Source organism: Geobacillus sp. TFV-3, from assembly GCF_009901865.1.
In the GTDB taxonomy this organism is placed as follows: domain Bacteria; phylum Bacillota; class Bacilli; order Bacillales; family Anoxybacillaceae; genus Geobacillus; species Geobacillus thermoleovorans_A.
In genome coordinates, this window is record NZ_MPSP01000001.1 from 2,273,385 (window position 1) to 2,299,646 (window position 26,262).

The window sequence follows — 26,262 nt, forward strand, 5'->3', positions numbered from 1 at the left end:
ACACCCCGCACGATGATGTGCGGGGCTGATGATTAGTGCGTTTTGCATTTTTCGTACAAGCCGCGTTCTTTCAGCACAGAAATGAGTGTTTCTCCGATCACGGCCGGCGTTTCCGCCACTTTAATGCCGCATTCGGTCATTTTTTTGATTTTCTCTGCGGCTGTTCCTTTGCCGCCGGAAATGATCGCGCCGGCATGGCCCATCCGTTTGCCCGGAGGCGCCGTTTGTCCGCCGATAAAGCCGACGACCGGTTTCGTCATGTTCGCTTTCACCCATTCGGCCGCTTCTTCTTCCGCCGTGCCGCCGATTTCGCCGATCATAATGACAGCGTACGTTTCTTCGTCTTCATTAAACGCCTTCAACACATCGATGAAGTTTGTGCCGTTGACCGGGTCGCCCCCGATGCCGACCGCCGTCGACTGGCCGATGCCGGCTTGCGTCAGTTGGTGAACGGCTTCGTACGTCAGCGTGCCGGAACGGGAAACAATGCCGACATGTCCTTTTTTATGAATGTAGCCCGGCATAATGCCGATTTTGCACTCTTCCGGCGTAATGACGCCCGGGCAGTTCGGGCCGATGAGGCGTGTCTTTTTGCCCTCCATGTACCGTTTCACTTTCACCATATCAAGCACCGGAATGCCTTCGGTGATGCAAACGACAAGGTCGAGTCCCGCGTCGACCGCTTCCATGATGGCATCCGCAGCGAAGGCCGGCGGAACGTAAATGACCGAGGCGTTCGCTCCCGTTCTTTCGACCGCTTCCGAAACAGTGTCAAACACCGGCACGCCTTCGACTTCCGTGCCGCCTTTGCCCGGCGTGACGCCGCCGACGATGTTCGTTCCGTACTCGATCATTTGCTTTGTATGAAACAGCCCTTGCGAACCGGTAATCCCTTGCACGATCACTTTCGTGTCTTTATTGACAAAAACGCTCACGTGTCTCCCTCGCTTTCTTAACGTACTAGCTCAACGATTTTTTGTGCTCCGTCCGCCATCGATTCGGCCGCAATAATGTTTAAGCCCGACTCTTGCAAAATCTTTTTCCCAAGCTCAACGTTCGTTCCTTCAAGCCGGACGACAAGCGGAAGCGTCAAACCGACTTGCTTCGTCGCCGCGACGATGCCGCTCGCGATGACATCGCATTTCATAATGCCGCCGAAAATGTTGACGAAAATGCCTTTGACGTTCGGGTCGGACAAAATGATTTTGAACGCTTCCCTTACTTTTTCCTCGCTGGCGCCGCCGCCGACATCGAGGAAGTTAGCCGGCTCGCCTCCGTAATATTTGATGATGTCCATTGTCGCCATCGCCAAGCCGGCGCCGTTGACCATGCAACCGATGTTGCCGTCAAGAGCGATGTAGTTCAAGTCGTATTTCGACGCTTCGACTTCTTTCGGGTCTTCTTCATCCAAGTCGCGGTATTCAAGGATGTCCGGATGGCGGTATAAGGCGTTTGAATCGAAATTCAGCTTCGCATCAAGCGCCATCACTTTGCCGTCGCCGGTGACGACAAGGGGGTTGATTTCGGCGATCGAGCAGTCTTTATCGACAAACACTTGGTACAAGCCCATCATAAATTTGACCGCTTGGTTGACGAGATGCTTCGGAATGTTGATGTTGAAAGCCAATCGGCGCGCTTGGAACGCTTGGAGACCGACGGCTGGATCGATGTATTCTTTAAAAATTTTCTCCGGCGTTTTCGCCGCCACTTCTTCGATTTCCGTTCCGCCTTCTTCCGACCCCATTAATACGACGCGCGAGGTGGCGCGGTCGACGACAAGGCCGATGTAGTATTCTTTTTGGATGTCGCACCCTTCTTCAATCAACAGCCGTTTCACTTCTTTTCCTTCCGGGCCGGTTTGATGGGTGACGAGCACTTTTCCGAGCAATTCGCTCGCATATGTACGGACTTCCTCGAGGCTTTTTGCCACTTTCACCCCGCCCGCTTTGCCGCGCCCGCCGGCATGGATTTGCGCTTTGACAACACACACCGGCGCGCCGAGCTCTTTCGCCGCTTCGACCGCTTCATCCACCGTGAACGCGACGCGGCCGTTCGGCACGCTTACACCATAGCTTCGCAAAATTTCTTTTGCTTGGTATTCATGAATGTTCATGCGCCAACCTCCTATGTATAAAATCAAAAAGTCTTAGCGCTTTCATTTTATACCTAACATTTCGCGCTTGTCCACCGTTTCGCCGCAAAATTACAAAAGCGGGGAATAGGAAAATTACCCCTTCCCCGCTCTTTCTCCTTTCGCTTCTTGATCAAGCTGATACAAAAACGCGAACAATTCAGCCACTAAGGCGTACAGCTCCTCTGGGATCATTTCGTTGATCTCCACTTTCCCCAGCAGCTCAACAAGCGTCGGATCTTGGCGAATCGGCACGCCGTGCTCGCGGGCGGCGGCGATGATCGCTTCGGCGACCTTGCCAACCCCTTTCGCCTTGACGATCGGGGCTGCGTCAAGCGCCGCATCGTAAGACAAGGCGACTGCTTTTTTCCGCTCCTCGTTCATGCTTGGCAATCCACCTCTCTGCAACTGTCGGCAAACAGAAAAACGGAAGGCGGAGGAGGGGCGGAACGCGTTGTCTTTACATCAATGCCTGAAAGCGCATAGCCGTGCGCGTGAAACCGCTCTTTGACAAGCGGAGCCATCCGAGCGGCAGCAACCAGCAGCCGCGAATCATCGTGAAAAATGGAGATGTGGACGATCCGCCGTTGCACGCGCATATCGACGAGCACCTCTCCCAGCTCTTCAAGCGTCAGGCAACAAACAATGCGGTTGTAATCGGCATCAAGCGGCCCGCCTTGTTTTCTCCTTCCTTGCCAGCACACAGCCAAATCGTTGCTGCGGCCGCCAAGCGGCAATGGGAACGAAAGCCATACGTGCTCAATGAGCCCATCGCCGCCAGCAGCGATGGCCATGCCATCGAGCTGGTCGAGAATCGCTTCGGCCGCCCTCTTGGCCCCTTCGCTCCCCGATTCATGAAGAAAGCGAAGAAGCAGCCGTTTCAACGACGGAGCGGAAGGCAAATCCTCGATTTTCCCAACACGGACGAGCGCCGCCTCGTCCTCAAGTCCAAGCCGCACGGCCGCCCGCCTCAGCCAGCAAAACAGCGACAGCGCCGGATCTCTCGTCGCTCGAGCGGCGGCCCACAACTTCGCTTCCGCGGCGGGCAGCGCTCCGCTTTGATAGGCAGCATCGAGAGCGGCCCACCGTTCCAAAAACACCTCCTCGTCCGTCAAGCCGAGCTGCCGAATGATATCGGCAAACCGGCGGCATTGCACCGCCTCCCGAAGCGCCAAGCGGCGGTCCTCCGGCAACGGGGCGAGCCCAAGGCGGGCAAGAAGCACGCGGGCCGTCTCTGCCTCTTCCTCCCCTGACAGCAACAAACGCACGACTGCCTCGTAAGCGGACAGCGGCGGCGACAGAACCTTCTCCATCCCCCGGCTGAGCTCAAGCGCCGCCGGATGGGCGGAAAGAGCGGCGAGCGCTGTTTTCAGCTTTCCTAAACCATCAGCGAGCGGCGCCCCGGTTTTGGCTGCCCATAGCGCGCGAAACACCGCTGAAGAGAACGGCAGCCGGCGGCGAAACAAATAAGCGAGCACGTCTTCGGCGGCATCCGGCTGGCCGGTCTCTTTCACCGCTTCAGTCAGTGCGGCAATTTCCTCTTTCGTTGCAGCCGCGCCAGCTTTCAGCGCTTGGCGGAGCACCGGCAGCGCCGCATCCGGCAGTTTCCACGCTTTTTGCCACCGGCGCACCGCCTCTTCACTTGACGGGGCAGACGCCGGTTCGGAAAGGGGAATGGCTTTCCAATAAATTGTTCCTTGTCGTTCGTGAATTTCAAACAAATACAAACGTCCGACGGCAAGCGGCGCCTCCAAACGGGCGCGCACAAGTTGTCCGCCAGCGCGGACGAGCGCCGCCCGCTCCCCGGTTTCCATCTCCTCGACCCGCTCCACTCGGCCGACGACGGCCTGCCCCGGCTGAAACCGCCGGCTGGATGCCGCGTCGCGGACAGCGGTCGTTGGCATCGTCCGCTCCATGCGCTCGACCATTTCGTCCCATCCCTTCTTCTAAAGCTGCTCGCTCGCCTTCAGCACCTCCCTCACCGGCGCGAACGAACGACGGTGCTCAGGCGTAACGCCGTAGCGGCGAATCGCCTCGAAATGTTCCGGCGTTCCGTAGCCCATATGGCGCGCGAACCCGTATTGTGGATAGCGGCGATCCAGTTCTTTCATCCACCGGTCGCGCGTCACTTTGGCGATGACCGACGCAGCGGCGATCGAAGCGCTGTTGGCGTCTCCTTTTATGAGGCGCTGTTGCGGCAGTGGGCACGGCACCGCCATCGCATCAACAAGCAAATGTTCAGGCGGCGGGGAAAGGGCTCTCACCGCTTTCGCCATCGCTTGCCTTGTCGCTTCGTAAATATTCCTTTCATCGATCTCCGCCGCGCTGACGATGCCGATGCCGATGGCGACAGCGCACGCTTCAATTTGCGCAAACAATGCCTCGCGCTTTTCCGGCGTCAGCCGCTTCGAGTCGTCAAGCCCCGGCAAATAGGCGTCTTTCGGCAAGATGACCGCGGCGGCGACGACCGGGCCGGCCAGCGGGCCGCGCCCGGCCTCATCAATGCCGGCGATCCGTCTAACACCAGCGGCATATAGTTCCCGCTCATAACGCATCAATTCTTCCCACCGTTGTTGCTCAGCGTGCCGTCGCGCTTGCTGCCGTTTGAAACGGGCAAGAAGCGCCTGCACGCTTTTTCGCTCATCCTGCCGCAGCATTTCCCAGCGCGGGTCGTCCGCGCCAAGCTCCGGGAGCAGCGCTTCAATGTCTTTCACCGTATACCGTTTCATGCTCCTCTCCCTCTTCTACTTATACTATCGGCTCTATTCAGCCGGCCGTAAAGCACCGCCGGCAAAAAAAACGCCCGCCGGACGCGCTACGTCCGTGAAGCGGGCGTTTCAAAACTTAAGCGGCCTAATTTTTCCGTGCGGATGTCATACAAAACGATGTCAGCCACTTTATCGTAGTCAACAGCGCTGCCTGACGTCAAGCAGCCGCGCCGCCTTCCGATGGCGTCAAACAAAGCGACGATGTCACTCGGAATGTCATCAAGGCCGTAGCGCTCTTTAAGCCGGTTGGGATAGTGAGTCGACAAAAAGCGGAGCGCATAAACGGCGACATCCTGCAAGTTTAAAATTTCGTCCTTAATGGCGCCGGTCACCGCCAACTTGTAGCCCACGTCCTCATCCTCAAATTTCGGCCATAGGATGCCTGGGGTATCAAGCAGCTCCATTTCTTTGCCGACTTTAATCCATTGCTGCGCTTTTGTCACCCCCGGCTTGTCGCCGGTTTTCGCGATATGGCGGCCGGCGAGCCGGTTGATCAGCGTCGACTTGCCGACGTTCGGAATGCCGACGATGAGCGCCCGAACCGGGCGCGGGTTTTTAATCCCTTTCGCCCGCATTTTCTCGAATTTGTCTTTCACCATCTCTTTCGCTGCGGCCGCGATTTGCCGGACTCCTGTTCCGCTTTGAGCATCGATGGGCAAAGCCAGCCGCCCTTGATCGCGGAAATAGCGGATCCACTGTTCGGTCACCGCCTCATCGGCCATATCAGCTTTATTGAGCAAAATGAGGCGCGGCTTTTGTCCGAGAATCTCGTCGATCATCGGGTTGCGCGAGGACATCGGCACGCGGGCGTCAAGCAGCTCAAACGCTACATCGATCCACTTTAATTTTTCTTGCACTTCCCGCTTGGCCTTCGCCATATGGCCGGGGAACCATTGAATCACTGTCATTGGCATCACCTGCCTCGTTTATTTCACAATCCGGGCGTCAGAAAGCGGCCAATACACAAGATTCGCCTTCCCAACAACTTTTGACATCGGAATGAAGCCGATATGGCGGCTGTCTTTGCTGAAACGGCGATTGTCGCCCATGACAAACAAATGCCCCGGCGGCACCGTGCTTCGCCCGGTCAGTTCCTCCAAAGTGAACGATTCCGTCAGCGGACCGCCGTCGGACAACTGCTTTTTATACTCGTCCAAATATGGCTCTTCATACCGCTTGCCATTGATATAGAGCGTATCATTTTTGTATTCAATTCGATCGCCCGGCAGGCCGATGACTCGCTTAATATAGTCTCTCCCTTCTTCGGCGTGAAAAACAATGATATCGAAACGGTGCGGCATGCCGATTTTATACGCCAGTTTATTGACAATCATCCGCTCATGGTTATGTAATGTCGGCATCATCGAATAACCGTCGACGATGATCGGAGCGAAAATAAAGTAGCGGATGCCCCCGGCAAGCAAGACAGCAACGACGATCGCCTTCATCCATTCGCGCCATTCGCTTTTTTTCTGTTCCATTGTCCACCCACCTAAATCCAAGTTTGCAGTCGTGGATCACTGCCGTAACCATCATTGACGGTAGTGAAAAAAGGAGCTTGAAAGCAAGCTCCTTTTCCGCTGTGATCCACCGTTGTCCATTATTGCGCTGCGTTCGTATTTTCCTTGATGCGCGCCGCTTTGCCGCGAAGTTCACGCAAGTAGTACAATTTCGCGCGGCGGACTTTCCCGCGGCGGATGACTTCCAGCTTGGCGATTTTCGGCGTATGCACCGGGAATGTGCGCTCAACGCCGACGCCATAGGACACTTTGCGGACCGTGAACGTTTCGCTGATGCCCGCTCCGCGCCGTTTAATGACAACACCTTCAAACACTTGGATGCGTTCGCGGTTGCCTTCGACGACTTTCACATGAACGCGCACCGTGTCGCCCGGGCGGAAATCCGGCAAATCCGTCCGGAGTTGTTCTTTCGTAATCTCTTGGATTAAATGATGCATCATGATCCACTCCTTCCACAGATGTTCATGCCAATGATTTCTTCATTGCAGCGGAACATCGTTTTCCGTCCTCAAGCAGATCGCTTAAGGTCACACAAAAGACATGATAGCATAAACTGTTGACTCAGGCAATAGCTATTCGCACTCCTTTTCCCACTCTTTCAGCCATTGCTTTTGCCTGTCTGTAAGCGGATATTCATCGAGCAAGTCCGGACGGCGCAAAAACGTGCGCCGGAGCGATTCCTTCTCGCGCCACTCGGCGATGAGCTGATGGTTGCCTGACAGCAATACATCCGGCACTTTCATGCCGCGGAAATCGGCTGGTCTTGTGTATTGCGGATACTCAAGCAGCCCGGAGCTGAACGAGTCATCGACCGGCGACGCCTCATTGCCGAGCACCCCGGGGAGAAGACGGACGACGCTGTCGACAACAACCATGGCGCCGAGTTCCCCACCTGTTAAAATATAATCGCCGATCGAAATTTCATCGGTTGCTAAATATTGGCGGATGCGTTCGTCATAGCCTTCGTAATGGCCGCAAATGAGCACCAAATGCGTTTCTTTCGCCAGCTCTTCCGCCTTTTTTTGCGTATAGCGCTCGCCTTGCGGACAAAGCAAAATGATGCGGGCGCCAGGCGATCCAGCCGTCACGTGTTGCACCGCGTCAAAAATCGGCTGAGGCTTGAGCACCATGCCAGCGCCGCCGCCGTACGGATAATCGTCGACCGTTTTATGCTTGTTGTCGGCAAACTCGCGAAAATCAATAAGGCGGATGTCGACGGCCCCTTTTTCTTGCGCCTTCTTTAAAATCGACTCACTCAACACCCCGGAAAACATGCCGGGAAACAACGTTAAAATATCGATCCGCATCATTCGAGCAGCCCTTCCATCGGCCGGATGATGATCGTTTTCCGCTCCGGATCGACGTGCAAAACGACCTCGTCAATGTACGGAATGAGCGCTTCTGATCCGTCTTCGCGCCGGACGACCCAGACGTCGTTCGCCCCTGGAGTCAAAATTTCCTTTACCGCGCCGATGGTCTCCCCGCCTTCTGCCACGACAGTGCAGCCGATGATCTCATGGAAATAATATTCCCCTTCCGCAAGTTCGCCGAGCTGGCTTTCCGGCACCTTCAGCATCGCCCCCTTAAACCGTTCAACGTCGTTGATGCTGTCATAGCCTTCAAACGACAACAAGTCAAACGATTTATGGACGCGGTGGCTTTTCACTGTGACTTCAATCGGTTCCGTTTCCCGTTCGCGGAAAATGTACAGCTTGTTTCCTTTTTTATACCGTTCTTCAGGAAAGTCGGTGCGCGAAATGACGCGCACTTCGCCGCGAATGCCGTGCGTATTGACAATTTTTCCGACATTAAACCATCGTTCCATCGCTTTCATCCCTTCTTAGCGAATCTCTTTAACGACGCCGTCTTCAATGATGATGGCGCGCGTTTTTGTCACCTCTTCCCAACGGTCGCCGATGTTCACCTCAACGAGCGCCTCGACTTCCCGCTCTTTCAATTCGCTCCCTAACGGTAGCATATGTAATTGTTCGAGCTGAAACTCAAGCAGTTTCATTTTCTCCATCCGCTCGTCGATCTCTTTGGCAAAATATTGTTTTACTAAAGCGGGCGGATAGTTTCCGCTTTTCTCCATTCGTTTCTGTTCAAAACGAAGCTGGTCGCACTCGCGTTCGAGCTGCTGCTTGCGCGCCAAAAACGCAGCGGCAAGCTCTCGTTTGCTCCGTTCGGTGACGATTTGCCGCACCTCAACCGTTTGAATGAGCTTCATCCTCTTCCCCCTTTTGACACGGAATGAACGGCACCTGGGCCATTTCCGCGCCCTTTGGCATCATATCAAAAAAGGGAGAGGAACATCCTCACCCTTTGTCTTTCACTTGCACAACAACCCTCTTTGGCGATCCGGCCGCGGCGGCGGCAACGACCGTGCGAATCGCCTGGATCGTCCGCCCTTGTTTGCCGATCACTTTGCCAGTGTCGTCTTCATGCACGGACAGCTCATAGATGACGGCCGTCTCTTCTTCGCGGCGCTCAACCGCCACCGCCTCCGGATGATCGACAAGCGCCTTGACGATCGTTTCAATGAGCGGCTTCATGTGCATCTCGCTTATTTGCCGTATTTCAAGTTATGGAACTTCTCTAAAATGCCTTGCTTCGACAGCAAGCTGCGCACCGTATCCGACGGTTTGGCGCCGTTTTGCAGCCATTTGAGCGCCAGTTCCTCATCGATTTTCACTTGCGCCGGCTCAGCGACCGGATCGTACGTGCCGATCGTTTCGATAAAACGACCGTCGCGCGGCGAGCGCGAATCAGCTACCACGATGCGATAGAACGGTTTTTTCTTTGTTCCCATGCGTTTTAAACGAATTTTTACTGCCATAGTCAGTACGCACCTCCGTATAGAGTTCACACAAGATAGTATATTAACAATTCTTTTTCCGTTTGTAAAGGTTTTTCGCTTAACAGATCTTCATTTACATAAAGGGAAAACGGAATCCTTTCTTTTTCCCTTTTGGCATATTCGTCATCATTTTCATCATTTTTTTCATCTCGTCAAACTGTTTCAAAAGCCGATTCACTTCCTGAACCGTCGTGCCGCTTCCTTTGGCGATCCGCTTTTTGCGGCTAGCGTTGATGATTTCCGGATGTGTTTTCTCTTCTTTCGTCATCGAGCGGATGATCGCCTCAACGCGGGCGATTTGCTTTTCATCGACTTGGATGTTGGCGAGCCCTTTGATTTTGTTGGCGCCCGGTAGCATTTTAATCAGTTCGTCAAGCGGTCCGAGCTTGCGCACTTGGCCGAGCTGCTCCAAAAAGTCGTCAAGCGTGAAGGTGGCCGTGCGCATTTTTTGTTCGAGCTCCTTTGCCTTCTCTTCGTCGACGGCCGCCTGCGCTTTTTCGATGAGCGTCAGGACATCGCCCATGCCTAAAATGCGCGACGCCATGCGCTCTGGATGGAACGGCTCCAAAGCGTCAAGTTTTTCGCCCATCCCAGCAAACTTGATCGGCGCTCCGGTGACGGCGCGAATCGACAGCGCCGCCCCGCCGCGCGTGTCGCCGTCCAGCTTCGTCAAAATCACACCGGTGATGCCGAGCTGCTCATGGAAACTTTGTGCGACATTGACGGCATCTTGCCCGGTCATGGCGTCAACGACGAGGAAAATTTCATCCGGCTTGACCGCTTCTTTCATCTGCTTCAGTTCATCCATGAGCGCTTCATCAATGTGAAGACGGCCGGCTGTGTCGATGAGCACGTAATCATAATGTTCTTCTTTCGCCCGCTCGAGCGCCTGTTTCGCGATTTCAACCGGATTGGCGTGCTCGCCTAACGAAAAGACAGGCATGTCGAGCTGCTTGCCAAGCGTCTCAAGCTGTTTGATCGCCGCCGGGCGGTAAACGTCAGCAGCCACAAGCAACGGCTTCCGGTTATGTCGTTTGCGCAGCAAGTTGGCCAGCTTCCCAGTCGTCGTCGTTTTCCCGGCCCCTTGCAACCCGACCATCATCACAACGGTCGGCGGTTTCTTCGCGACAGCGATTTGGCTTTGCTCACCGCCCATTAACGCCGTCAACTCTTCCTTGACGATTTTGATCACTTGCTGGCCCGGCGTTAAGCTTTTCATCACTTCCTGCCCGACAGCCCGCTCGCTCACCTGTCTGATAAAATCTTTGACGACTTTAAAGTTGACGTCAGCTTCCAAAAGCGCAAGGCGCACTTCGCGCATCATCTCTTTGACATCCGCTTCGGTGACTTTTCCTTTGCCGCGGATTCGGTTCATCACCTGTTGCAAACGTTCAGACAATCCTTCAAACGCCATGGCGGCCACCCCCTTGTTTAATCAAGTTCGTCAAGCTCGCGAACTAGCGCCGCCAATTCGGCGTCAGCGCTGTAATGCCGGCTGATGTAGTCTTTCAGCCGCTCGATGATCTGCCGCCGCCGTTCATATTTTCGCAGCAACCCGAGCTTCTCTTCATACTGCTCCAGCATCGCTTCTGTACGCCGGATGTTATCGTACACCGCCTGGCGGCTCACCTCATATTGTTCGGCAATTTCCCCGAGGGAGTAGTCGTCCAAGTAGTAAAGCGCCATATAGTTGCGCTGTTTCGGCGTCAACAGCGCTTGGTAAAAATCGTATAAATAGTTCATGCGCATCGTTTTTTCCAGCACCGGACTCTCCCTCCCTCATTGTTAAGTAAAATACCTTTACAAAAATGTAGTGTACCGCCTTTTCCGTAGAGTGTCAAGCGAGAACGGGCAAACGAGCGCACAACGCTTGCCAACCAAAAAGGCCGATACTGTTCGCATCTCCCCCTCCAATTTTGCTTCTCTTCATTTTTACAAATTTGTTCCATATACAACAACAAAGGGCGTCCGTTGTTTTTGGAGCACCCTCTGTTGGCTTGTTTATGATTCCAGCAAATCAGCAAACAATCCGTAGACGTACTGTTCTGGATCGAACACTTGCAAATCGTCCATCTTCTCGCCGAGGCCGACGAGTTTCACCGGGATGGCCATCTCGTTGCGAATGGCAAGCACGATGCCGCCTTTCGCCGTGCCGTCAAGCTTCGTCAACACGATGCCGGTCACATCGGTCGCTTCTTTAAACAGCTTGGCTTGGCTCATCGCGTTTTGTCCGGTCGTCGCATCCAACACAAGCAATACTTCGTGCGGAGCGCCCGGAATTTCGCGGCTGATGACGCGTTTCACTTTTTCGAGCTCTTTCATTAAATTCACTTTGTTTTGCAGCCGCCCAGCCGTGTCGCATAACAATACGTCAACGCCGCGCGCTTTCGCCGCTTGAATGGCGTCATACATAACAGCTGCCGGGTCGGAGCCGGCCGCCTGCTTAATGACGTCGACCCCAACGCGCTCGCCCCACGCTTCGAGCTGCTCGATCGCCCCGGCGCGGAACGTGTCGCCAGCTGCCAACAAGACGGATTTCCCTTCCGATTTCAGCTTATAGGCGAGCTTGCCGATCGTTGTCGTTTTGCCGACGCCGTTGACACCGACGAACAAAATGACCGTCAGCCCGCCTTCTTGTATATTCAAAGCGGAAAGTTCTTTGTCATCGGCGCCGGCGCGGTAAATGTCAACGAGCTTTTCGGCGATGACGTCGCGCATTTGCGCCGGGTCTTGAATGTTGCGGCGCTTCACTTCCATTTTCAGCTCATCGACAAGTTCCATGACGGTCGTGACGCCCACATCGGCGGCGATCAAAATTTCTTCAAGCTCTTCAAAAAACTCTTCATCCACTTTCCGATAGCGGGCGATGAGGTCGTTCACTTTTCCAGCGAGCGAATTTCGCGTTTTTGACAGCCCTTCTTTAAACTTTTCGGTTACGGCATCCGCTTGCTTTGTCCATTTTTCTTTCCATTTTTGAAAAAAACCCATCCAAAGCTCCTCCTTTCCATTATGACCGCACGAGCTCCTTCGAATCTTCCAAACGGACGGAAACGAGCTTTGAGACGCCCGATTCTTGCATCGTGACGCCGTACAGCACGTCCGCTTCTTCCATCGTCCCTTTTCGATGGGTGATGACGATAAACTGCGTGTCGCGGCTGAACCGTTTTAAATATTGGGCATACCGCTGCACGTTCGCTTCATCAAGCGCCGCTTCGACTTCATCAAGGACGCAAAACGGCACCGGACGCACCTTTAAAATCGAAAACAAGAGGGCGATCGCTGTCAACGCCCGTTCGCCGCCGGAAAGCAAGCTTAAATGCTGCAGCTTTTTCCCCGGAGGCTGAGCGACGATGTCGATTCCCGTCTCAAGCAAGTCGTTCGGGTCGGTCAGCCGCAAATCGGCGCGCCCGCCGCCGAACAGCTCGCGGAACACCTCGCCGAAACGAGCGCGGATTTGCTCAAACGTCGCGAAAAATCGTTTTTTCATTTCATCGTCCATTTCATCAATGACTTGGTGGAGCGTCGCCTTCGCCTCTTCCAAATCGGCTTTTTGCTCACTTAAAAAGCGGTGCCGTTCGGAAACTCGTTCGTATTCATCGATCGCCCCCAAGTTGACGGTGCCAAGTTCTTCGATGGCCCGCTTAATGAGTTTCACCCGCTTGCGCGCCTCATCGGCGCCGATCTCAAGCGGGTACGCGGAACGAGCCGCTTCAAACGACAGCCCATATTCTTCGCGCAGACGGACAAGCAGATTCCCAAGCTCCACGTCAAGCCGGTTCAACTTCACTTCTTCGTCTTTCACGACATCAGCGAGCTGTTTATGCTGCCGCTTTGCTTCCTTCCATTCCCGCTCCAAATGCTCGAGCTGCCGTTGACAGTCGAGCCGCTGTTCGCGGCGGCTTGCGATCAGTTCAATCGTTTTTTGCTTGTCCTCGAGCTTTTGCTGTCGTTGCTGTTCAAGCTCTGCCTCATTCCATGCCGGCGCCTCCATTTCTGCGTCCAAAGCGGCCCGTTCTTGTTCAGCCTCCTCAAGCTCGCGGGCGGCTTCGGCAAGCTCTTTTTCGAGCTCTTCGACTTTCCGGCGCGCATGTTTCACGCGCTCTTTCGTTTCCGCCAAGGCAATTTTTTGCTCGGTGATCGCTGCCTGGAGCGTCTCTTTCGTCGTTTGCTCCGTCTGTTTTTGCGCCTGCAGCCGGTTGATGTCGTCATCGATCGCCTGCAGTTTCTCGGCAAGTTGCTCAAGCTGCCTGTCAATGGCGCCGAGGCGACGGTTCAGTTCTGCCATTTCGCGCTCATCGTTCGCTTTTTCCTCATCATACAAAGCGAGCCGCTCGTCGATCCGTTTTTTCTGCCATTCGAGCTCGCGTTGCTCGTCCTTTTGTCTTTGCAACGCTTCTTGCAGCGCCGCGATCTCCTCTTGCAGCGCGTCCGCCTGCGCTTCCCGCTCCACCTGCTCGCGTCGTTTCGCCGCAACAGCCCGCTCAAGCCGAGCGATCGTTTCATCCATTTCCTGAAGCTTAGTGGCTAGCGTTTCCAGCTCACGATTCCGGCTTAACAGCGACACGGTCTTTTTCGCCGCTCCGCCGCCGGTCATCGCCCCGCCGGGGCTGACGACATCGCCGTCCAGCGTCACGAGACGATAACGGTACTGAAGAAGCTTGGCCAGCTCATTCGCGCCTTTTAAATCGGCTGTCACGATGACATGGCCGAGCAAATGGGCGATCGCCGCCCTATAGGTGTGGTCGTATTCGACGAGCTCGCTCGCAATGCCGACAAACGCCGGATGGCGGTCAATCGCCGCCCGCTCCCGTTCGGAAAGCGCGCGCGCTTGGATGACGTCAAGCGGCAAAAACGTCGCGCGCCCGTAGCCGTTCGTTTTCAAATAGTGAATCGCTTGCCGCGCCGCCTGTTCGCTGTCAACGACGATATGCTGCATCGCCCCGCCGAGCGCCGTTTCAATCGCCGTCTCATAGCGGTCCGGCACGCGAATGAGCTCAACAATGGCGCCATGAATGCCGGGCAGAAGGCCGCGCGCCTTTAATACTTCTTTTACCCCTTGGACAAAACCGGAATAATCATGTTGCATCTCTTCCAACCATTGCTGGCGCGCTTTCGTTTGCTGCCGGTATTGGCGCGCCTGATGCAGCAACGCTTCATGCCGCTCGAGCTCCGTTTTTTGCGCCGCAAGCGCCGCGGCGAGAGCGGCTTGTCTGTTATGCGCTTCCGCCAGCGCCTGTTCGAGGCGGGTCTGCTCGGCCCATAAGGCCGCCCGCTTCTGCTCGAGCTGTTCACGTTCAGCGAGATGGCGGCGGTTCGCTTCATCGAGCGCCGTCCGTTTGGCATGCAGCTTGCCAATCGCCTGCTCCACATGTGCGCGTTCGTTTTTCAACGCCGCCTGTTCATGAACAAGGTCGATGTAGTCGCCTTTTCGCCGCTCGATTTCTTCTTCAATGTCGGCTTCATGCGCCGAAAACAAAGCCTGTTTTTCTTTCAGCTCTCGCTCGAGCGCTGCGCCGCTCGCCTCAAGCTGGGCGAGTTCCTCCCGCTCGGCTTGCAGCTGCTCCGTCAAGCGGCGCTGTTTGGCGGTCAAGGTCGACACCATGTCATCAAGCTGCCCTTTCCGCCTTTGTGCATGCTTTTTCCGCTCTTTCAGCACTTCCTTCCGTCCTTCAAGCTTTTCAAGCTCTTCGCTCGCCAACAGGAGCACCTGCTGCAGACCGTCGATCGATTCGTCAATGGCGGTCATTTGATCGCGCAGCTGTTCGATTTGGGCTTCCATTTTCTGCAATGCCGCCGCCAGCGCCACTTCGTCCTGCTGGTGCCCATCAAGGGCTTCCTTCAACTCATTCCATTGCCCGCGCAGCTGCTCGATGTCGTGAACCATCAGCGCCACTTCAAATCGCTCGAGCTCTTCGCGTTTTTCCAAAAACTCTTTGGCGAGCGACGCCTGCATGCGGAGCGGCTCAAGCTGCTGTTCGAGCTCGTGCAAAATATCGTTGACGCGGTGCAAGTTGTCTTGCGTCTCCGCTAACTTCGCCTCCGCCTTTTTTTTCCGCAGCTTGTACTTCAACACGCCGGCCGCTTCTTCAAAAATCGTGCGCCGCTCTTCCGGTTTGCTGCTTAAAATCTCTTCGACCCGGCCTTGGCCGATGATGGAAAACGCCTCCTTGCCGAGCCCGGAATCGAGAAACAAATCGACGATGTCTTTCAAACGGCACGGCTGGCGGTTGATGAAAAACTCGCTCTCCCCCGAGCGATAGACGCGCCGGGTCACGCTCACTTCCTGGTACTCAAGCGGCAAAAAGCCGTCTTCATTGTCGAGTGTGATCGTCACTTCAGCCACATTGAGCGGCTTGCGCGATTCACTGCCGGCGAAGATGACGTCTTCCATTTTCGCCCCGCGCAACGATTTCGCTGATTGCTCACCGAGCACCCAACGGATCGCATCGGTAATGTTGCTTTTGCCGCTCCCGTTCGGACCGACGACCGCCGTCACACCAGGGACAAACTCGATCGATACACGGTCGGCGAACGATTTAAAGCCGATCACATCCAATCGTTTCAGGAACATGGTATAACGCCTCACCATCTTTCCACTGTGATCCACCACAAGCACCCCGGAGCTCTTTTGAGAAACCGGGACATTCGATCTTTTCATCCTGCCATATGAACTATCGAAAAAATGCCTTTCTTCCCCTGCTCAAGGCGCGCATGTTCATCGAAACACCCATGAGCAGTGTTTATTCTCCATCCCCTCGCACGTTCACAGAAAAAAGACTGACGTAACAGCGCCAGCCTTCACTGCTTGTCGGCCGCCCGCAACGTTTCGAGCGCCATTTGCGCCGCATGCTGTTCGGCTTCCTTTTTCGAGCGGCCGACGCCGATGCCAAGCTCTTGGCCGTTTAACGCTACGCGGGCGACAAACTCCTTGTTGTGAGCCGGACCTTTTTCCTCCAAAATGGCATATTCAAGCGTTCCGCTGCCGTCCCGCTGCACCCATTCCTGCAGCTGGCTTTTAAAATCCATCACATGAGAAAAAGCACCTTCATCAATTTTCGGAAACATCGTTTGCTCCAAAAAGCGGATGACCGCGTCCATTCCTTGATCCAAATACAAAGCGCCGATGAACGCCTCAAAGACGTCTGCCAGGAGCGCCGGACGCGTCCGCCCGCCGGTCAGCTCCTCGCCTTTGCCGAGCAAGACGAGCTCGCCGAACGACAAGGCGTTGGCAAATTTCACAAGCGACGGCTCGCAGACGATGGCTGCCCTCAGCTTCGTCAATTGCCCTTCGCTCATATGCGGGAACTTTTGAAATAAATATTGAGAAACGGTCAGCTCCAGCACCGCATCGCCTAAAAACTCAAGCCGTTCATTGTCTTCGTGAAGCCGCCGCCGATGCTCATTCACATACGATGAATGGGTGAACGCTTGAATCAACAGCTTTTCGTTTCGAAAGGTGATGCCGATCTTTTTTTGCAGCTCTTGAAACTTCGCCCGCCTCTTTTCATGGATGCGCTCTTTATCTTTTTGTTTTGACATAAAAATGCCCTCCGACTTCGTTCCAGAACAAAATGGCCGTGTCTTCTTCTATTATATCCGTTCTCCGTTCCGCTGCGCGAGCGGGAATCGTGCGCTTTTTTCCACAAGGCCCGCCGAGCATCCCTGAAAAAGCAGAGAAAGCCCCGTTCGAAGCAACGGGACTTTGCAAAAAAACGGCATTACAGACGACTTTTTATGTAGTTCACAGCGTCTCCGACTGTGACGATTTTTTCCGCCTCTTCATCGGAAATTTCCATGTTGAATTCGTCTTCAAGTTCCATGACGAGTTCGACGATGTCGAGCGAGTCAGCGCCCAGGTCGTCCTTAAACGACGCCTCGAGCGTCACTTGCGATTCGTCAACCCCCAGCCGGTCAACGATGATTTTCGTTACACGTTCCAATACGTCTGCCATTGTGTTCACCTCCCTTCATGATTATAGTCGATGAAAGAGAAAAATACTAGCGGCGTTTTGTCATGGCATGACCATGCCGCCGTCAACATGAAGCGTCTGCCCGGTCATGTAGCTTGCCGCATCCGAAGCGAGGAAAGCGACGACGCGGGCGATGTCATCGGGCTCGCCAAAGCGGGCGAGCGGAATTTGCTTTAACATTTCCGCCTTCAGCTCCGGGCTGAGCGCTTCAGTCATATCGGTCGTAATGAATCCTGGTGCGACGGCGTTAACGGTGATGTTGCGGCTGGCGAGTTCGCGCGCCGCCGTCTTCGTCAGCCCGATGACGCCGGCCTTGGCGGCGACATAGTTCGCCTGCCCCGGATTGCCCATCACGCCGACAACCGAAGCGATGTTGATGATCCGCCCATAGCGCTGCTTCATCATTGGGCGCGTTGCCGCCTTCGTACAAAGAAATACCCCTTTTAAGTTCGTGTTAATCACGGCATCCCATTCTTCTTCTTTCATCCGCATCAATAAATTGTCGCGTGTAATGCCGGCGTTGTTGACCAAAATATCGAGGCGGCCAAAATGGTCAATCGTCGTTTTCACCATGCGCTCAACATCTTCAGCGCGGGCGACGTCCGCCTGCACGGCGATCGCTTCGCGGCCGAGCGAGCGGATGGCCTCGACAACTTCATTCGCTTTCGCCTCGCTGCCGGCGTAATTGACGGCAACGTTCGCCCCTTGGCGGGCAAGCTCCAGAGCGACCGCCCGGCCAATGCCGCGCGACGCCCCGGTCACGAGCGCAATTTTTCCTTCGAGCATCGCTTTATTCCCCTTTCAGCGCCGCAACGGTCGCTTCGAAGGAAGCAAGATCGTTCACCGCATAAACGCGGGCGTTGCGGTCGATTTTTTTCACAAGGCCGGACAACACTTTTCCCGGACCGATTTCGACAAACGTGTCGACGCCAAGCGAAAGAAGCGTGCGAACTGACTGCTCCCAACGCACCGGCGAATACAGTTGTTCAATGAGAAGGCGGGCGATGTCCTCTTTTCTCGTCACCGGCTCAGCAGTCACATTGGCGACGACCGGAATGGCGGCGTCGCGAATCACCAAACTGTCAAGAACCGCTTTCAGTTTTTCCGCCGCCGGCTTCATGAGAGCGGAGTGGAACGGACCGCTCACCTCAAGCGGAATGACGCGTTTGGCGCCGCGTTCTTTCAAAAGCTGCGCCGCTTTTTCCACTCCGGCTTTCGAGCCGGAGATGACGATTTGCCCCGGGCAGTTGAAGTTGGCCGGCTCGACCGGATCGCCTTGAGCGGCGATTTCATTTGCCACTGCTTCAAGCGCATCAGCATCCATCCCCAACACCGCCGCCATCGTCCCCTCGCCGGCCGGCACCGCTTCATCCATCAGTTCGCCGCGGCGGCGCACCGCGTAGACGGCATCGGCAAACGACATGGCCCCAGCGGCGACAAGAGCTGTATATTCGCCTAAGCTGTGGCCGGCGACATAGTCCGCTTTCAGCCCAGCGCCGTCGACAAGCTGGAGCAAGGCGATGCTGGCGGCTAGCAGCGCCGGCTGGGCGTTATATGTCAACGTCAGCTCTTCTTGCGGTCCGTTGAACATGAGCTTGGAAAGCGCGAATCCAAGCCGCTCGTCAGCCTCCGCGATGACGGCGCGGGCGCGGGCATCATGCTCGGCAGCGTCTTTCGCCATGCCGACCGTCTGTGATCCTTGGCCAGGAAATAAAAAGGCGATTTTCCCCATTTTTGATTCCTCCTTTACCGATTATGCCCGTTCCAGCTCCGCTCTGATCGTGCCGATGACATCATGAACCACCATCTCTCGCGCCTGGCGGATGGCGTGGAAGATGGCGTTCGCATCGGACGATCCGTGCGCTTTAATGACCGGAGCATTTAAGCCAAACAGCGCCGCGCCGCCATACTCCGAGTAGTCCATCATCTTTTTCAGCCCGGCGAGCTTTGGCTTGAGGACGGCGGCAGCCAGCTTTGCCGCGACGCCGCTTGTCAGCGTCTGCTTGAGCAAGGAAAAGAGCGCCAGCGCCGTCCCTTCAATCGTTTTTAATGCAACATTGCCGGCAAAGCCGTCGGCGACGACAACATCAGCCACTCCCTCTAGCAGGTCGCGCGCTTCGACATTGCCGATGAAATGAAGGTTCGTTTCCTTGAGCAAGGCAAACGCCCGTTTCGTTGTTTCGTTTCCTTTTTGGTCTTCCGTTCCGACGTTCAGCAAGCCGATGCGCGGTTTTTCGACGCCGCGCACGTTCTTTGCGTACACATGTCCCATCAAAGCGTATTGCTGCAAATGTTCCGGCTTTGCATCGACGTTGGCGCCGACATCTAGAAAGACAAAGCCGCGCCCATCCAATGTCGGCAGCGTCGGGGCGAGCGCCGGGCGATCGATGCCGGCTGCCCGCCCGACGACAAACAGTCCGGTTGCCATGAGCGCCCCGGTATTGCCGGCGGAAATGCAGGCAGCGGCGCGCCCTTCTTTCACTTCTTCCGCCATGCGCACCATCGACGAGTTCTTTTTGCGCCGCACCGCCCGCACCGGCTCATCATCTGCTTCGATCACTTCGTCGGTGTGGATGATCGAAATGCGCTCTTCACCCGTCACATGCGGGCGAATTTTCGCTTCATCGCCAATCAGCGTAATCTCGATGTCAGGGAAATGGGCGGCGGCCATAAGCGCTCCGCGCACGATTTCGCCCGGGGCATGGTCTCCGCCCATGGCATCAACCGCGATATTCATGGCTGTCCCCTTCCTTTTTCTCTATGTTTGAACGGTACATTTCAAACGTACCAGAAAAGACGAGCTCCTGGCCGACGTAGCTGTTCACCTCGACGATTGTGCGCCCGTGCACCGTTTTTCCGGTCACTTTCGCTTTCGCTACGACCCGCTCCCCTTCTTTCACTTGGCGCACAAAACGAATGGCCGCTTTCGCTGTCAGCGCCAGTTCATCATGGATGACGGCGACGGCAAGCGAGTTGGCCTGAGCGAACAAATGATGACCGCGGGCGATGCGGGTGCGCCGAAAGACGTGCTCCTCTTTCACATCGAAAATCGAAATGGCGCTCGCATCCGGCTCGATGTCAATAATGTCACCGATCACTTCTTCAAGCGGCAACGCCCGCACTTTATCAGCGAACGACTGGCGGGCGACATTCTTGATGCGCTCACGCAGTTCGGGAATCGACAGTTCAAGCCGATCAAGGCGGATCGTCTGCACGCTGACCGAAAATTTTTCGGCGAGCTCTTCATCGGTGATAAACGGGTTTTCCCGGATCGTCTCCTGCAACAACCGTTGCCGTTCGCGTTTGCTTTTTCTCATCGATTCGTGACACCGTCCGACTTTATGACTAGGTACTAAAAGTAATATATAATATCAAAAAACGAAATGCAAGCACAAAAAATGAACAGCGCCACATGCTGTCGGCCGCTGTGGATTCGACGCCCCCTCGCCAAACGGCTTTCTGCTCCATCCTCGAGGCCCACAAACGAAATAGTGGAACAGGCATCTCCTGCCTCCTCCGTCCGAGCAATGAAAATATAGACTTCCACTGGCGAAAACATCAATGGCCATAAAAAACAGCGGGGCGCGAATGCGCCGGCCGCCTCCTCCCTGTCTATTAATCTAGCTTTTCCCCGTCGAGTATGCCGGACGCTTCCAGCTCGGCGCGCAGTCCGGCGTACGCCTCATCGCGCCAAAACGCGGCCAAGGAAACGAGCTTGGCGGCATCGCGGCGGGCGACTTCTAAAATACGGTAATCATGCACTGGATCGCCGTAGCGAAATTCCGGGAGCCCGCTTTGTTTTGTACCGAAAAAATCGCCCGGACCGCGCAGCTCCAAATCTTTTTCGGCCAACACAAACCCATCGGCCGTTTCCGTCATGATGCGCATTCGTTCTTTGCCGACTTCCGATTTTGGGTCGGCGATCAAAATGCAGTACGACTGGGCGTCGCCACGCCCGACCCGCCCGCGCAGCTGATGGAGCTGGGCGAGGCCAAACCGTTCGGCGTCGTAAATGACCATCACCGTCGCATTCGGTACATTCACGCCGACTTCAACGACCGTCGTCGAGACGAGCACATGGATGCGGTTTTCGCTGAACGCCCGCATGACGCGTTCTTTTTCGTCCGCCGGCAGCCGGCCGTGCATCAAACCGATCTCATATTTCCCGCGATAATAATGGACAAGTTGGCTATGGACATCGATGGCGTTTTGCACATCCAACTTGTCCGACTCCTCAATGAGCGGACAGATGACATACGCCTGATGACCGCGGCGCAATTCCTTTTCGATAAAATCGAGCACACGGGAGAACTGATGATGCTTCACCCAATACGTCTCGACTTTTTTTCGTCCAGCCGGCATTTCATCGAGCACCGATACGTCCATGTCGCCGAACGCTGTAATGGCGAGTGTGCGCGGAATCGGCGTCGCCGTCATCATCAATACATCCGGTGCATGCCCTTTCTCACGCAAAACGCGGCGCTGTTCGACGCCAAACCGATGCTGCTCGTCCGTAATCACGAGGCCGAGCCGGCGAAATTGCACTCCTTCTTGAATCAAGGCGTGCGTGCCTACAACGATATCAATTGTTCCTTCTTCCAGTTCGGCAAGCACCGCTTTGCGCTGCTTGCCCTTCACTGAGCTTGTCAAGAGCGCGATCGTCACATCAGTATCGGCAAACAGCTCGGCGAGCGAGCGCGCGTGCTGTTCAGCCAGAATTTCCGTGGGCACCATCAGCGCTCCTTGAAATCCGGACAAAGCGGCAGCGTAAAGAGCGACAGCGGCAACAACCGTCTTGCCAGAACCGACGTCGCCTTGCAAAAGCCGGTTCATTTGCCGCGGCGAGCGCATGTCCGCCAAAATTTCGCCGATGACACGGCGCTGGGCGTTCGTCAAGACAAACGGCAATCCGGAAAGAAAGGACGAAAGCCGCTCTTCAGAAAACGAATGAACGACGCCGCGCCGCTCATCGCGCATCAATCGACGGAGCGCCTGCATTTTCAGCTGGTACAACAAAAACTCCTCATAGATGAGCCGACGCCGCGCCTGATGCAACTCTTCGCGCGTGCGCGGAAAATGAAGGGCGCGGAGCGCTTCTTGTTTGTCGACAAGGCGATAAGCACGGCGCAAAACGGGCGGCAGCGGGTCGGGGATGTGCTCGCCAAACTGTTCGAACGCCGCTTTCATCAACCGGCGCATCGTTTTCACCGTCAGCGGGCTGCGCACGGAGTAAACCGGCTCGATGCCAGACGTCTCCCGAGCCGGTCCGAACCGAAGTTCGTAGGCGTTGATCGTTTGCCGATGCCGGTCCCATTTGCCGATCACCGTCACCGTCTCGTTCAGGGTGATTTTTTCCTTCAAGTAGGGACGGTTGAAACAAACGACGGTGATCAAGCAGCGATCGGCCAGCATGCGGAAGGAAAGGCGCGATTTTTTCTTTCCGTAATACGTCAACAGTGGGGCGCTGTATACTTTCCCTTCCACTGTCACTTTTTCTTCATGGCGGACGGCGGCCAAATCTTTTTGTTCATAATCATCATAGCGGTACGGGGCGTACGCAAGCAGCTCACCGACCGTCGCGATCCCGATGTCGGCAAGCGCCGCCGCCGTCTCTTCACCGATGCCTTTGACCGCTGTCACCGGTTGCTGCATCGCTTCGTTCACTTCGATGCCGCGGAAGCGCCGAAAATGCGGGCCGCAATGGCGCGGCCGGTCGGCGTCGCGGCCAACCCCCCTTGCGCCGTTTCTTTGAGCGCCACCGGCATGGCCGCCCCGATGCGATACATCGCTTCAATCACTTCGTCACACGGGATGCGGCTTTTAATGCCGGCCAGCGCCATATCCGCAGCGATCATGGCGTTCGCCGCTCCTATCGCGTTCCGCTTGACGCACGGCACTTCGACCAGGCCGGCAACCGGATCGCATACTAATCCCAACATATTTTTTAAGGCGATGGCCATCGCTTCAGCCGCTTGGCTCGGCGTCCCGCCGGCCAGCTCCACCAGCGCCGCGGCGGCCATGCCCGCCGCCGATCCAACCTCGGCTTGACAGCCGCCGGCGGCGCCGGAAATCGAGGCGTTGTTCGCGACGACATAGCCAAACGCCCCGGCTGTAAACAAAAACTCAATCATTTCCATTCTTGTCGGCCGCAGCTTCTCTTTCACAGCAAACAGCGTCCCCGGGACGACGCCGGCCGCCCCGGCCGTCGGGGTGGCGCAAATGACGCCCATCGCCGCGTTCACTTCGTTGGTCGCCATGGCTTTGCTGACGGCATCCAAAATCGTCTCTCCGGACAAAAAGCGACCTCCGGCAATATAGCGCTGCATCCGCACGGCATCGCCGCCCGTCAATCCGGAGCGGGACACAACCCCTTCAAGCCCCCTCTCGACGGCGCGCTCCATGACGGCTAGATGGTGATCCATTTGCGCGATCACCTCTTCCCGGCTTCGCCCGCTCACTTCCACTTCCTGACGAATCATCACTTCAGCGATTTTGATGCTGTCCTTTTCGGCCAACGCCACAAGTTCAGCCACATTGCGAAACATTGTATTCCCACCTGTCCTCTCTCCATCATGGGTTATCTTCTTCGATGCACATCAACATGAAACCGATTTCGTTTCAATCCGCAAGCTTCGCCACTTGAATGATGTTCGGCAGCTGCTCCAATTCTTGAATCAGATCATCGGTCAACGGCTGGTCAACTTCGATCGCCATGAGCGCTTCCTTACCTTTCTCTTTGCGCGACACTTCCATATGGCCAATGTTGATTTTCCGCTTCGCCAACACCGAAGCCACCGCGCCGATCGTCCCGTACCGGTCGTTATGCATAATGAGCAGCGCCGGATGGTGGCCAGACAGCTTCAAGGCAAACCCATTCAATTCGACGATTTCGATTTTGCCGCCGCCGATCGAAATGCCGACGAGCTCAAGTTCGCCTTCATCATCGCCAATCAAGAGGCGCGCCGTATTCGGATGATGCGGGATCGCTTCCTCGGTAGAAAACGAAACGTCCACTGCTTCCTCACGGGCGATCTCAAGCGCATTCGGAAGACGTTCATCGAACGTGTCAAACCCGAGCAGCCCGGCGACAATGGCGACATCGGTGCCATGCCCCCGATACGTTTCGGCAAATGAGCCGTAAAACGAAATGCGCGCCCACGCCGGCTTTCGGCCAAACAACTTGCGCGCAACCAAGCCGATGCGCACCGCCCCTGCCGTATGTGAGCTTGACGGCCCGACCATCACCGGGCCGATGATATCAAAGACGCTTTTGTATTTCATTGTCTTGATTCCCCCATCAAACAGAAAATAGAAGGGAATGCTCCCTTCTATTATTCTAACATATTACTCGACGGAAATGATAAATGGATACAGCGGTTGCTTTCCGTTATGCACTTCCACTTCTACCCCATCATGTTTCGTTTCCAAATAGGCAACGACTGTTTCTACATCGATCTCCGTTGCGTCTTCGCCGTACAAAATGGTCACGATTTCGCTTTGTTCATCGATGAGCGCATCAAGCAACCGCTTCGTTACGGCGAGTTTGTCTTTGTCAGCGGCAATAATGCGGTCATCCCACAACCCCATGTAATCGCCCTTTTGAATCTCGATGCCGTCAATCGTCGTATCGCGCACGGAAAACGTCACTTGCCCCGTTTTCACTCGCGACAGCGCCGCCGTCATCGCCCGCTCATTTTGCTCGGCCGATTGCGCCGGATTGAACGCCAAGAGCGCCGCCAGACCTTGCGGAACCGTTTTCGACGGGATGACGATCACCCGCTGTTCGGAAAGCTCCGCCGCTTGTTTTGCCGCCATCACGATGTTTTTGTTGTTTGGCAGCACAAACACCGTTTCCGCGTTGGCGAGGCGGATGGCGTCAGCGATTTCTTCCGTGCTCGGGTTCATCGTTTGCCCACCTTCAATGATGGCGTGTGCACCGATGCTCCGAAACAGTTCAGCCACGCCAGCGCCCATGGCGACGGCGACGATGCCGTACGGCTTTGCTTCCTCTTTGGCAACACTAGGAAGCGTTTTTGCCTCCTTGCCGACGATGTTGGCATGTTGTTCGCGCATGTTTTCAATTTTAATATTGATCAAGCTGCCGTAGCGTTGACCGTATGTCAGCACCTCACCCGGCGTTTCCGAATGGATGTGCACCTTAACAAGCTCGTCATCGGCGACAACAAGCAACGAGTCGCCGAACTGGCTTAACTCGCGGCGGAACGTTTCTTCGGAAAACGGGTGCTCGGCCAGCTTGTCGGGCTCAAAACGGACCATAAATTCCGTACAGTAGCCAAACTCGATCTCATCGGTATGAATATGGCTTTGCGCGCTTTGATGGTGCACCATTTTCACCAAATCGTCCATCCGCGCCTCAGCGCGTGCGGCGCTCACGATTTCTCCTTTGAGAGCAGCAAGAAACCCTTCATAGATGTATACGAGCCCTTGACCGCCGCTGTCGACGACACCAACTTCCTTTAAGATTGGAAGCAATTCGGGCGTGCGCTGCAACGCCGCTTTTGCCTCGGCGAGCGCCGCTTCCATCACGGCGATCACGTCGCGCTCTTTTTTTGCCGCCTCCACGGCCTTGCGCGCCGCTTCTTTGGCAACGGTGAGGATCGTCCCCTCGACCGGCTTCATAACCGCCTTATAGGCGGTGTCCACCCCCGCCTGCAAGGCGGCGGCGAATTCGAAGCTGTTCACCGCTTGTTTGCCTTCAACTGCCTTGGCAAATCCGCGGAACAGCTGCGACAAAATGACGCCGGAATTGCCGCGCGCCCCCATCAACAGCCCTTTCGCCAGCGCCGCGGCGACGTTGCCGATATGGTCAGACGCATTCGCCTTCACTTCTTTCGCCCCGGACGTCATCGACAAGTTCATGTTCGTTCCTGTATCGCCATCTGGAACCGGAAAGACGTTCAGCGCATCGACCGTCTTGGCGTTGTTCGCCAAATGTGCGGCCCCTTGCTGCACCATATCGGCAAATCGTCTTCCGTCAAGCGTCCTCATTGTCACC

At 55.7% G+C, this 26,262-nt stretch carries 27 protein-coding genes; all 27 read right to left on the reverse strand.

Annotated elements, in window-relative coordinates:
• Positions 1–32: 32 nt before the first annotated feature.
• Positions 33–935 carry a succinate--CoA ligase subunit alpha gene (gene sucD, locus BJQ97_RS11440; protein ID WP_011230709.1) on the reverse strand — a complete coding sequence of 301 codons (903 nt, stop codon included), beginning with the start codon at positions 933–935 and terminating at the stop codon, positions 33–35.
• 17 nt (positions 936–952) lie between these two features.
• A complete protein-coding gene (gene sucC, locus BJQ97_RS11445; protein ID WP_011230708.1) occupies positions 953–2,113 on the reverse strand; it encodes an ADP-forming succinate--CoA ligase subunit beta in 1,161 nt (386 codons plus the stop codon).
• Between the two features lie 114 nt (positions 2,114–2,227).
• The gene (locus BJQ97_RS11450; RefSeq protein ID WP_033006714.1) at positions 2,228–2,515 is read right to left on the reverse strand and encodes an EscU/YscU/HrcU family type III secretion system export apparatus switch protein; all 288 of its coding nucleotides are present in this window, start codon (positions 2,513–2,515) and stop codon (positions 2,228–2,230) included.
• Entirely contained in the window at positions 2,512–4,059 is a 1,548-nt protein-coding gene (locus BJQ97_RS11455) for a flagellar hook-length control protein FliK (RefSeq protein ID WP_160156668.1), read from the reverse strand. The genes BJQ97_RS11450 and BJQ97_RS11455 overlap by 4 nt, the downstream gene beginning before the upstream one ends.
• 18 nt (positions 4,060–4,077) lie before the next feature.
• Complete coding sequence (locus BJQ97_RS11460) at positions 4,078–4,860, reverse strand: ribonuclease HII (protein WP_160156669.1); 783 nt, start codon at positions 4,858–4,860, stop codon at positions 4,078–4,080.
• An 86-nt stretch (positions 4,861–4,946) separates the two neighbouring features.
• Positions 4,947–5,813, reverse strand: coding sequence for a ribosome biogenesis GTPase YlqF (gene ylqF / locus BJQ97_RS11465; protein WP_160156670.1), 867 nt, complete (start codon positions 5,811–5,813; stop codon positions 4,947–4,949).
• Positions 5,814–5,825: 12 nt separating this feature from the next.
• Entirely contained in the window at positions 5,826–6,380 is a 555-nt protein-coding gene (gene lepB / locus BJQ97_RS11470; RefSeq protein WP_160156671.1) for a signal peptidase I, read from the reverse strand.
• Between the two features lie 119 nt (positions 6,381–6,499).
• On the reverse strand, positions 6,500–6,856 hold the full coding sequence (gene rplS / locus BJQ97_RS11475; protein WP_013145772.1) for a 50S ribosomal protein L19: 357 nt from the start codon (positions 6,854–6,856) through the stop codon (positions 6,500–6,502).
• A gap of 135 nt (positions 6,857–6,991) precedes the next feature.
• The gene (gene trmD / locus BJQ97_RS11480; protein WP_201451732.1) at positions 6,992–7,726 is read right to left on the reverse strand and encodes a tRNA (guanosine(37)-N1)-methyltransferase TrmD; all 735 of its coding nucleotides are present in this window, start codon (positions 7,724–7,726) and stop codon (positions 6,992–6,994) included.
• A complete protein-coding gene (gene rimM / locus BJQ97_RS11485) occupies positions 7,726–8,244 on the reverse strand; it encodes a ribosome maturation factor RimM (RefSeq protein WP_160156673.1) in 519 nt (172 codons plus the stop codon). The genes trmD and rimM overlap by 1 nt, the downstream gene beginning before the upstream one ends.
• Before the next feature lie 15 nt (positions 8,245–8,259).
• Entirely contained in the window at positions 8,260–8,646 is a 387-nt protein-coding gene (locus BJQ97_RS11490; protein WP_160156674.1) for a YlqD family protein, read from the reverse strand.
• A gap of 88 nt (positions 8,647–8,734) precedes the next feature.
• Positions 8,735–8,971, reverse strand: coding sequence for a KH domain-containing protein (locus BJQ97_RS11495; protein WP_011230698.1), 237 nt, complete (start codon positions 8,969–8,971; stop codon positions 8,735–8,737).
• A gap of 11 nt (positions 8,972–8,982) precedes the next feature.
• Entirely contained in the window at positions 8,983–9,255 is a 273-nt protein-coding gene (gene rpsP, locus BJQ97_RS11500; RefSeq protein WP_011230697.1) for a 30S ribosomal protein S16, read from the reverse strand.
• Positions 9,256–9,349: 94 nt separating this feature from the next.
• Positions 9,350–10,690: a signal recognition particle protein gene (gene ffh / locus BJQ97_RS11505; protein ID WP_011230696.1), complete on the reverse strand. Its 1,341-nt coding sequence runs from the start codon at positions 10,688–10,690 to the stop codon at positions 9,350–9,352.
• A 17-nt stretch (positions 10,691–10,707) separates the two neighbouring features.
• Positions 10,708–11,025 carry a putative DNA-binding protein gene (locus BJQ97_RS11510; RefSeq protein WP_407066456.1) on the reverse strand — a complete coding sequence of 106 codons (318 nt, stop codon included), beginning with the start codon at positions 11,023–11,025 and terminating at the stop codon, positions 10,708–10,710.
• A 252-nt stretch (positions 11,026–11,277) separates the two neighbouring features.
• Complete coding sequence (gene ftsY / locus BJQ97_RS11515) at positions 11,278–12,264, reverse strand: signal recognition particle-docking protein FtsY (RefSeq protein WP_160156676.1); 987 nt, start codon at positions 12,262–12,264, stop codon at positions 11,278–11,280.
• Between the two features lie 19 nt (positions 12,265–12,283).
• Positions 12,284–15,847, reverse strand: a complete 3,564-nt coding sequence (gene smc / locus BJQ97_RS11520) for a chromosome segregation protein SMC (RefSeq protein ID WP_160156677.1) — start codon at positions 15,845–15,847, stop codon at positions 12,284–12,286.
• Between the two features lie 227 nt (positions 15,848–16,074).
• Positions 16,075–16,815 carry a ribonuclease III gene (gene rnc, locus BJQ97_RS11525; protein ID WP_160156678.1) on the reverse strand — a complete coding sequence of 247 codons (741 nt, stop codon included), beginning with the start codon at positions 16,813–16,815 and terminating at the stop codon, positions 16,075–16,077.
• A gap of 179 nt (positions 16,816–16,994) precedes the next feature.
• A complete protein-coding gene (locus BJQ97_RS11530; protein WP_011230691.1) occupies positions 16,995–17,228 on the reverse strand; it encodes an acyl carrier protein in 234 nt (77 codons plus the stop codon).
• A gap of 60 nt (positions 17,229–17,288) precedes the next feature.
• On the reverse strand, positions 17,289–18,032 hold the full coding sequence (fabG, locus tag BJQ97_RS11535; protein WP_160156679.1) for a 3-oxoacyl-[acyl-carrier-protein] reductase: 744 nt from the start codon (positions 18,030–18,032) through the stop codon (positions 17,289–17,291).
• 4 nt (positions 18,033–18,036) lie between these two features.
• Positions 18,037–18,978: an ACP S-malonyltransferase gene (fabD, locus tag BJQ97_RS11540; RefSeq protein ID WP_160156680.1), complete on the reverse strand. Its 942-nt coding sequence runs from the start codon at positions 18,976–18,978 to the stop codon at positions 18,037–18,039.
• 21 nt (positions 18,979–18,999) lie between these two features.
• Positions 19,000–19,983, reverse strand: coding sequence for a phosphate acyltransferase PlsX (gene plsX / locus BJQ97_RS11545; protein ID WP_160156681.1), 984 nt, complete (start codon positions 19,981–19,983; stop codon positions 19,000–19,002).
• The gene (gene fapR / locus BJQ97_RS11550; protein WP_160156682.1) at positions 19,967–20,563 is read right to left on the reverse strand and encodes a transcription factor FapR; all 597 of its coding nucleotides are present in this window, start codon (positions 20,561–20,563) and stop codon (positions 19,967–19,969) included. The genes plsX and fapR overlap by 17 nt, the downstream gene beginning before the upstream one ends.
• Positions 20,564–20,861: 298 nt before the next feature.
• Complete coding sequence (gene recG / locus BJQ97_RS11555) at positions 20,862–22,910, reverse strand: ATP-dependent DNA helicase RecG (protein ID WP_160156683.1); 2,049 nt, start codon at positions 22,908–22,910, stop codon at positions 20,862–20,864.
• Positions 22,907–23,791, reverse strand: a complete 885-nt coding sequence (gene sdaAA, locus BJQ97_RS11560) for an L-serine ammonia-lyase, iron-sulfur-dependent, subunit alpha (RefSeq protein ID WP_160156684.1) — start codon at positions 23,789–23,791, stop codon at positions 22,907–22,909. The genes recG and sdaAA overlap by 4 nt, the downstream gene beginning before the upstream one ends.
• 73 nt (positions 23,792–23,864) lie before the next feature.
• Positions 23,865–24,527 carry an L-serine ammonia-lyase, iron-sulfur-dependent subunit beta gene (gene sdaAB, locus BJQ97_RS11565; protein ID WP_160156685.1) on the reverse strand — a complete coding sequence of 221 codons (663 nt, stop codon included), beginning with the start codon at positions 24,525–24,527 and terminating at the stop codon, positions 23,865–23,867.
• Positions 24,528–24,590: 63 nt separating this feature from the next.
• On the reverse strand, positions 24,591–26,261 hold the full coding sequence (locus BJQ97_RS11570; RefSeq protein ID WP_160156686.1) for a DAK2 domain-containing protein: 1,671 nt from the start codon (positions 26,259–26,261) through the stop codon (positions 24,591–24,593).
• Between the last annotated feature and the right edge of the window lies 1 nt (position 26,262).

Bases quoted from the DNA above. Each gene is read 5' to 3' on its own strand.
- BJQ97_RS11495 (WP_011230698.1), bottom strand. From the start codon at position 8,971: ATGAAGCCGCTCATTGAAACGATCGTCAAGGCGCTTGTCGATCATCCG.
- ffh (WP_011230696.1), bottom strand. From the start codon at position 10,690: ATGGCGTTTGAAGGATTGTCTGAACGTTTGCAACAGGTGATGAACCGA.
- sucC (WP_011230708.1), bottom strand. From the start codon at position 2,113: ATGAACATTCATGAATACCAAGCAAAAGAAATTTTGCGAAGCTATGGT.
- ftsY (WP_160156676.1), bottom strand. From the start codon at position 12,264: ATGGGTTTTTTTCAAAAATGGAAAGAAAAATGGACAAAGCAAGCGGAT.
- smc (WP_160156677.1), bottom strand. From the start codon at position 15,847: ATGTTCCTGAAACGATTGGATGTGATCGGCTTTAAATCGTTCGCCGAC.
- rplS (WP_013145772.1), bottom strand. From the start codon at position 6,856: ATGCATCATTTAATCCAAGAGATTACGAAAGAACAACTCCGGACGGAT.
- rimM (WP_160156673.1), bottom strand. From the start codon at position 8,244: ATGGAACGATGGTTTAATGTCGGAAAAATTGTCAATACGCACGGCATT.
- BJQ97_RS11510 (WP_407066456.1), bottom strand. From the start codon at position 11,025: ATGCGCATGAACTATTTATACGATTTTTACCAAGCGCTGTTGACGCCG.
- plsX (WP_160156681.1), bottom strand. From the start codon at position 19,983: ATGAATATCGCGGTTGATGCCATGGGCGGAGACCATGCCCCGGGCGAA.
- BJQ97_RS11530 (WP_011230691.1), bottom strand. From the start codon at position 17,228: ATGGCAGACGTATTGGAACGTGTAACGAAAATCATCGTTGACCGGCTG.
- sdaAB (WP_160156685.1), bottom strand. From the start codon at position 24,527: ATGAAATACAAAAGCGTCTTTGATATCATCGGCCCGGTGATGGTCGGG.
- BJQ97_RS11460 (WP_160156669.1), bottom strand. From the start codon at position 4,860: ATGAAACGGTATACGGTGAAAGACATTGAAGCGCTGCTCCCGGAGCTT.
- BJQ97_RS11450 (WP_033006714.1), bottom strand. From the start codon at position 2,515: ATGAACGAGGAGCGGAAAAAAGCAGTCGCCTTGTCTTACGATGCGGCG.
- BJQ97_RS11490 (WP_160156674.1), bottom strand. From the start codon at position 8,646: ATGAAGCTCATTCAAACGGTTGAGGTGCGGCAAATCGTCACCGAACGG.
- sdaAA (WP_160156684.1), bottom strand. From the start codon at position 23,791: ATGTTTCGCAATGTGGCTGAACTTGTGGCGTTGGCCGAAAAGGACAGC.
- fabG (WP_160156679.1), bottom strand. From the start codon at position 18,032: ATGCTCGAAGGAAAAATTGCGCTCGTGACCGGGGCGTCGCGCGGCATT.
- rpsP (WP_011230697.1), bottom strand. From the start codon at position 9,255: ATGGCAGTAAAAATTCGTTTAAAACGCATGGGAACAAAGAAAAAACCG.
- fabD (WP_160156680.1), bottom strand. From the start codon at position 18,978: ATGGGGAAAATCGCCTTTTTATTTCCTGGCCAAGGATCACAGACGGTC.
- ylqF (WP_160156670.1), bottom strand. From the start codon at position 5,813: ATGCCAATGACAGTGATTCAATGGTTCCCCGGCCATATGGCGAAGGCC.
- rnc (WP_160156678.1), bottom strand. From the start codon at position 16,815: ATGTCAAAACAAAAAGATAAAGAGCGCATCCATGAAAAGAGGCGGGCG.
- trmD (WP_201451732.1), bottom strand. From the start codon at position 7,726: ATGCGGATCGATATTTTAACGTTGTTTCCCGGCATGTTTTCCGGGGTG.
- lepB (WP_160156671.1), bottom strand. From the start codon at position 6,380: ATGGAACAGAAAAAAAGCGAATGGCGCGAATGGATGAAGGCGATCGTC.
- fapR (WP_160156682.1), bottom strand. From the start codon at position 20,563: ATGAGAAAAAGCAAACGCGAACGGCAACGGTTGTTGCAGGAGACGATC.
- BJQ97_RS11455 (WP_160156668.1), bottom strand. From the start codon at position 4,059: ATGGTCGAGCGCATGGAGCGGACGATGCCAACGACCGCTGTCCGCGAC.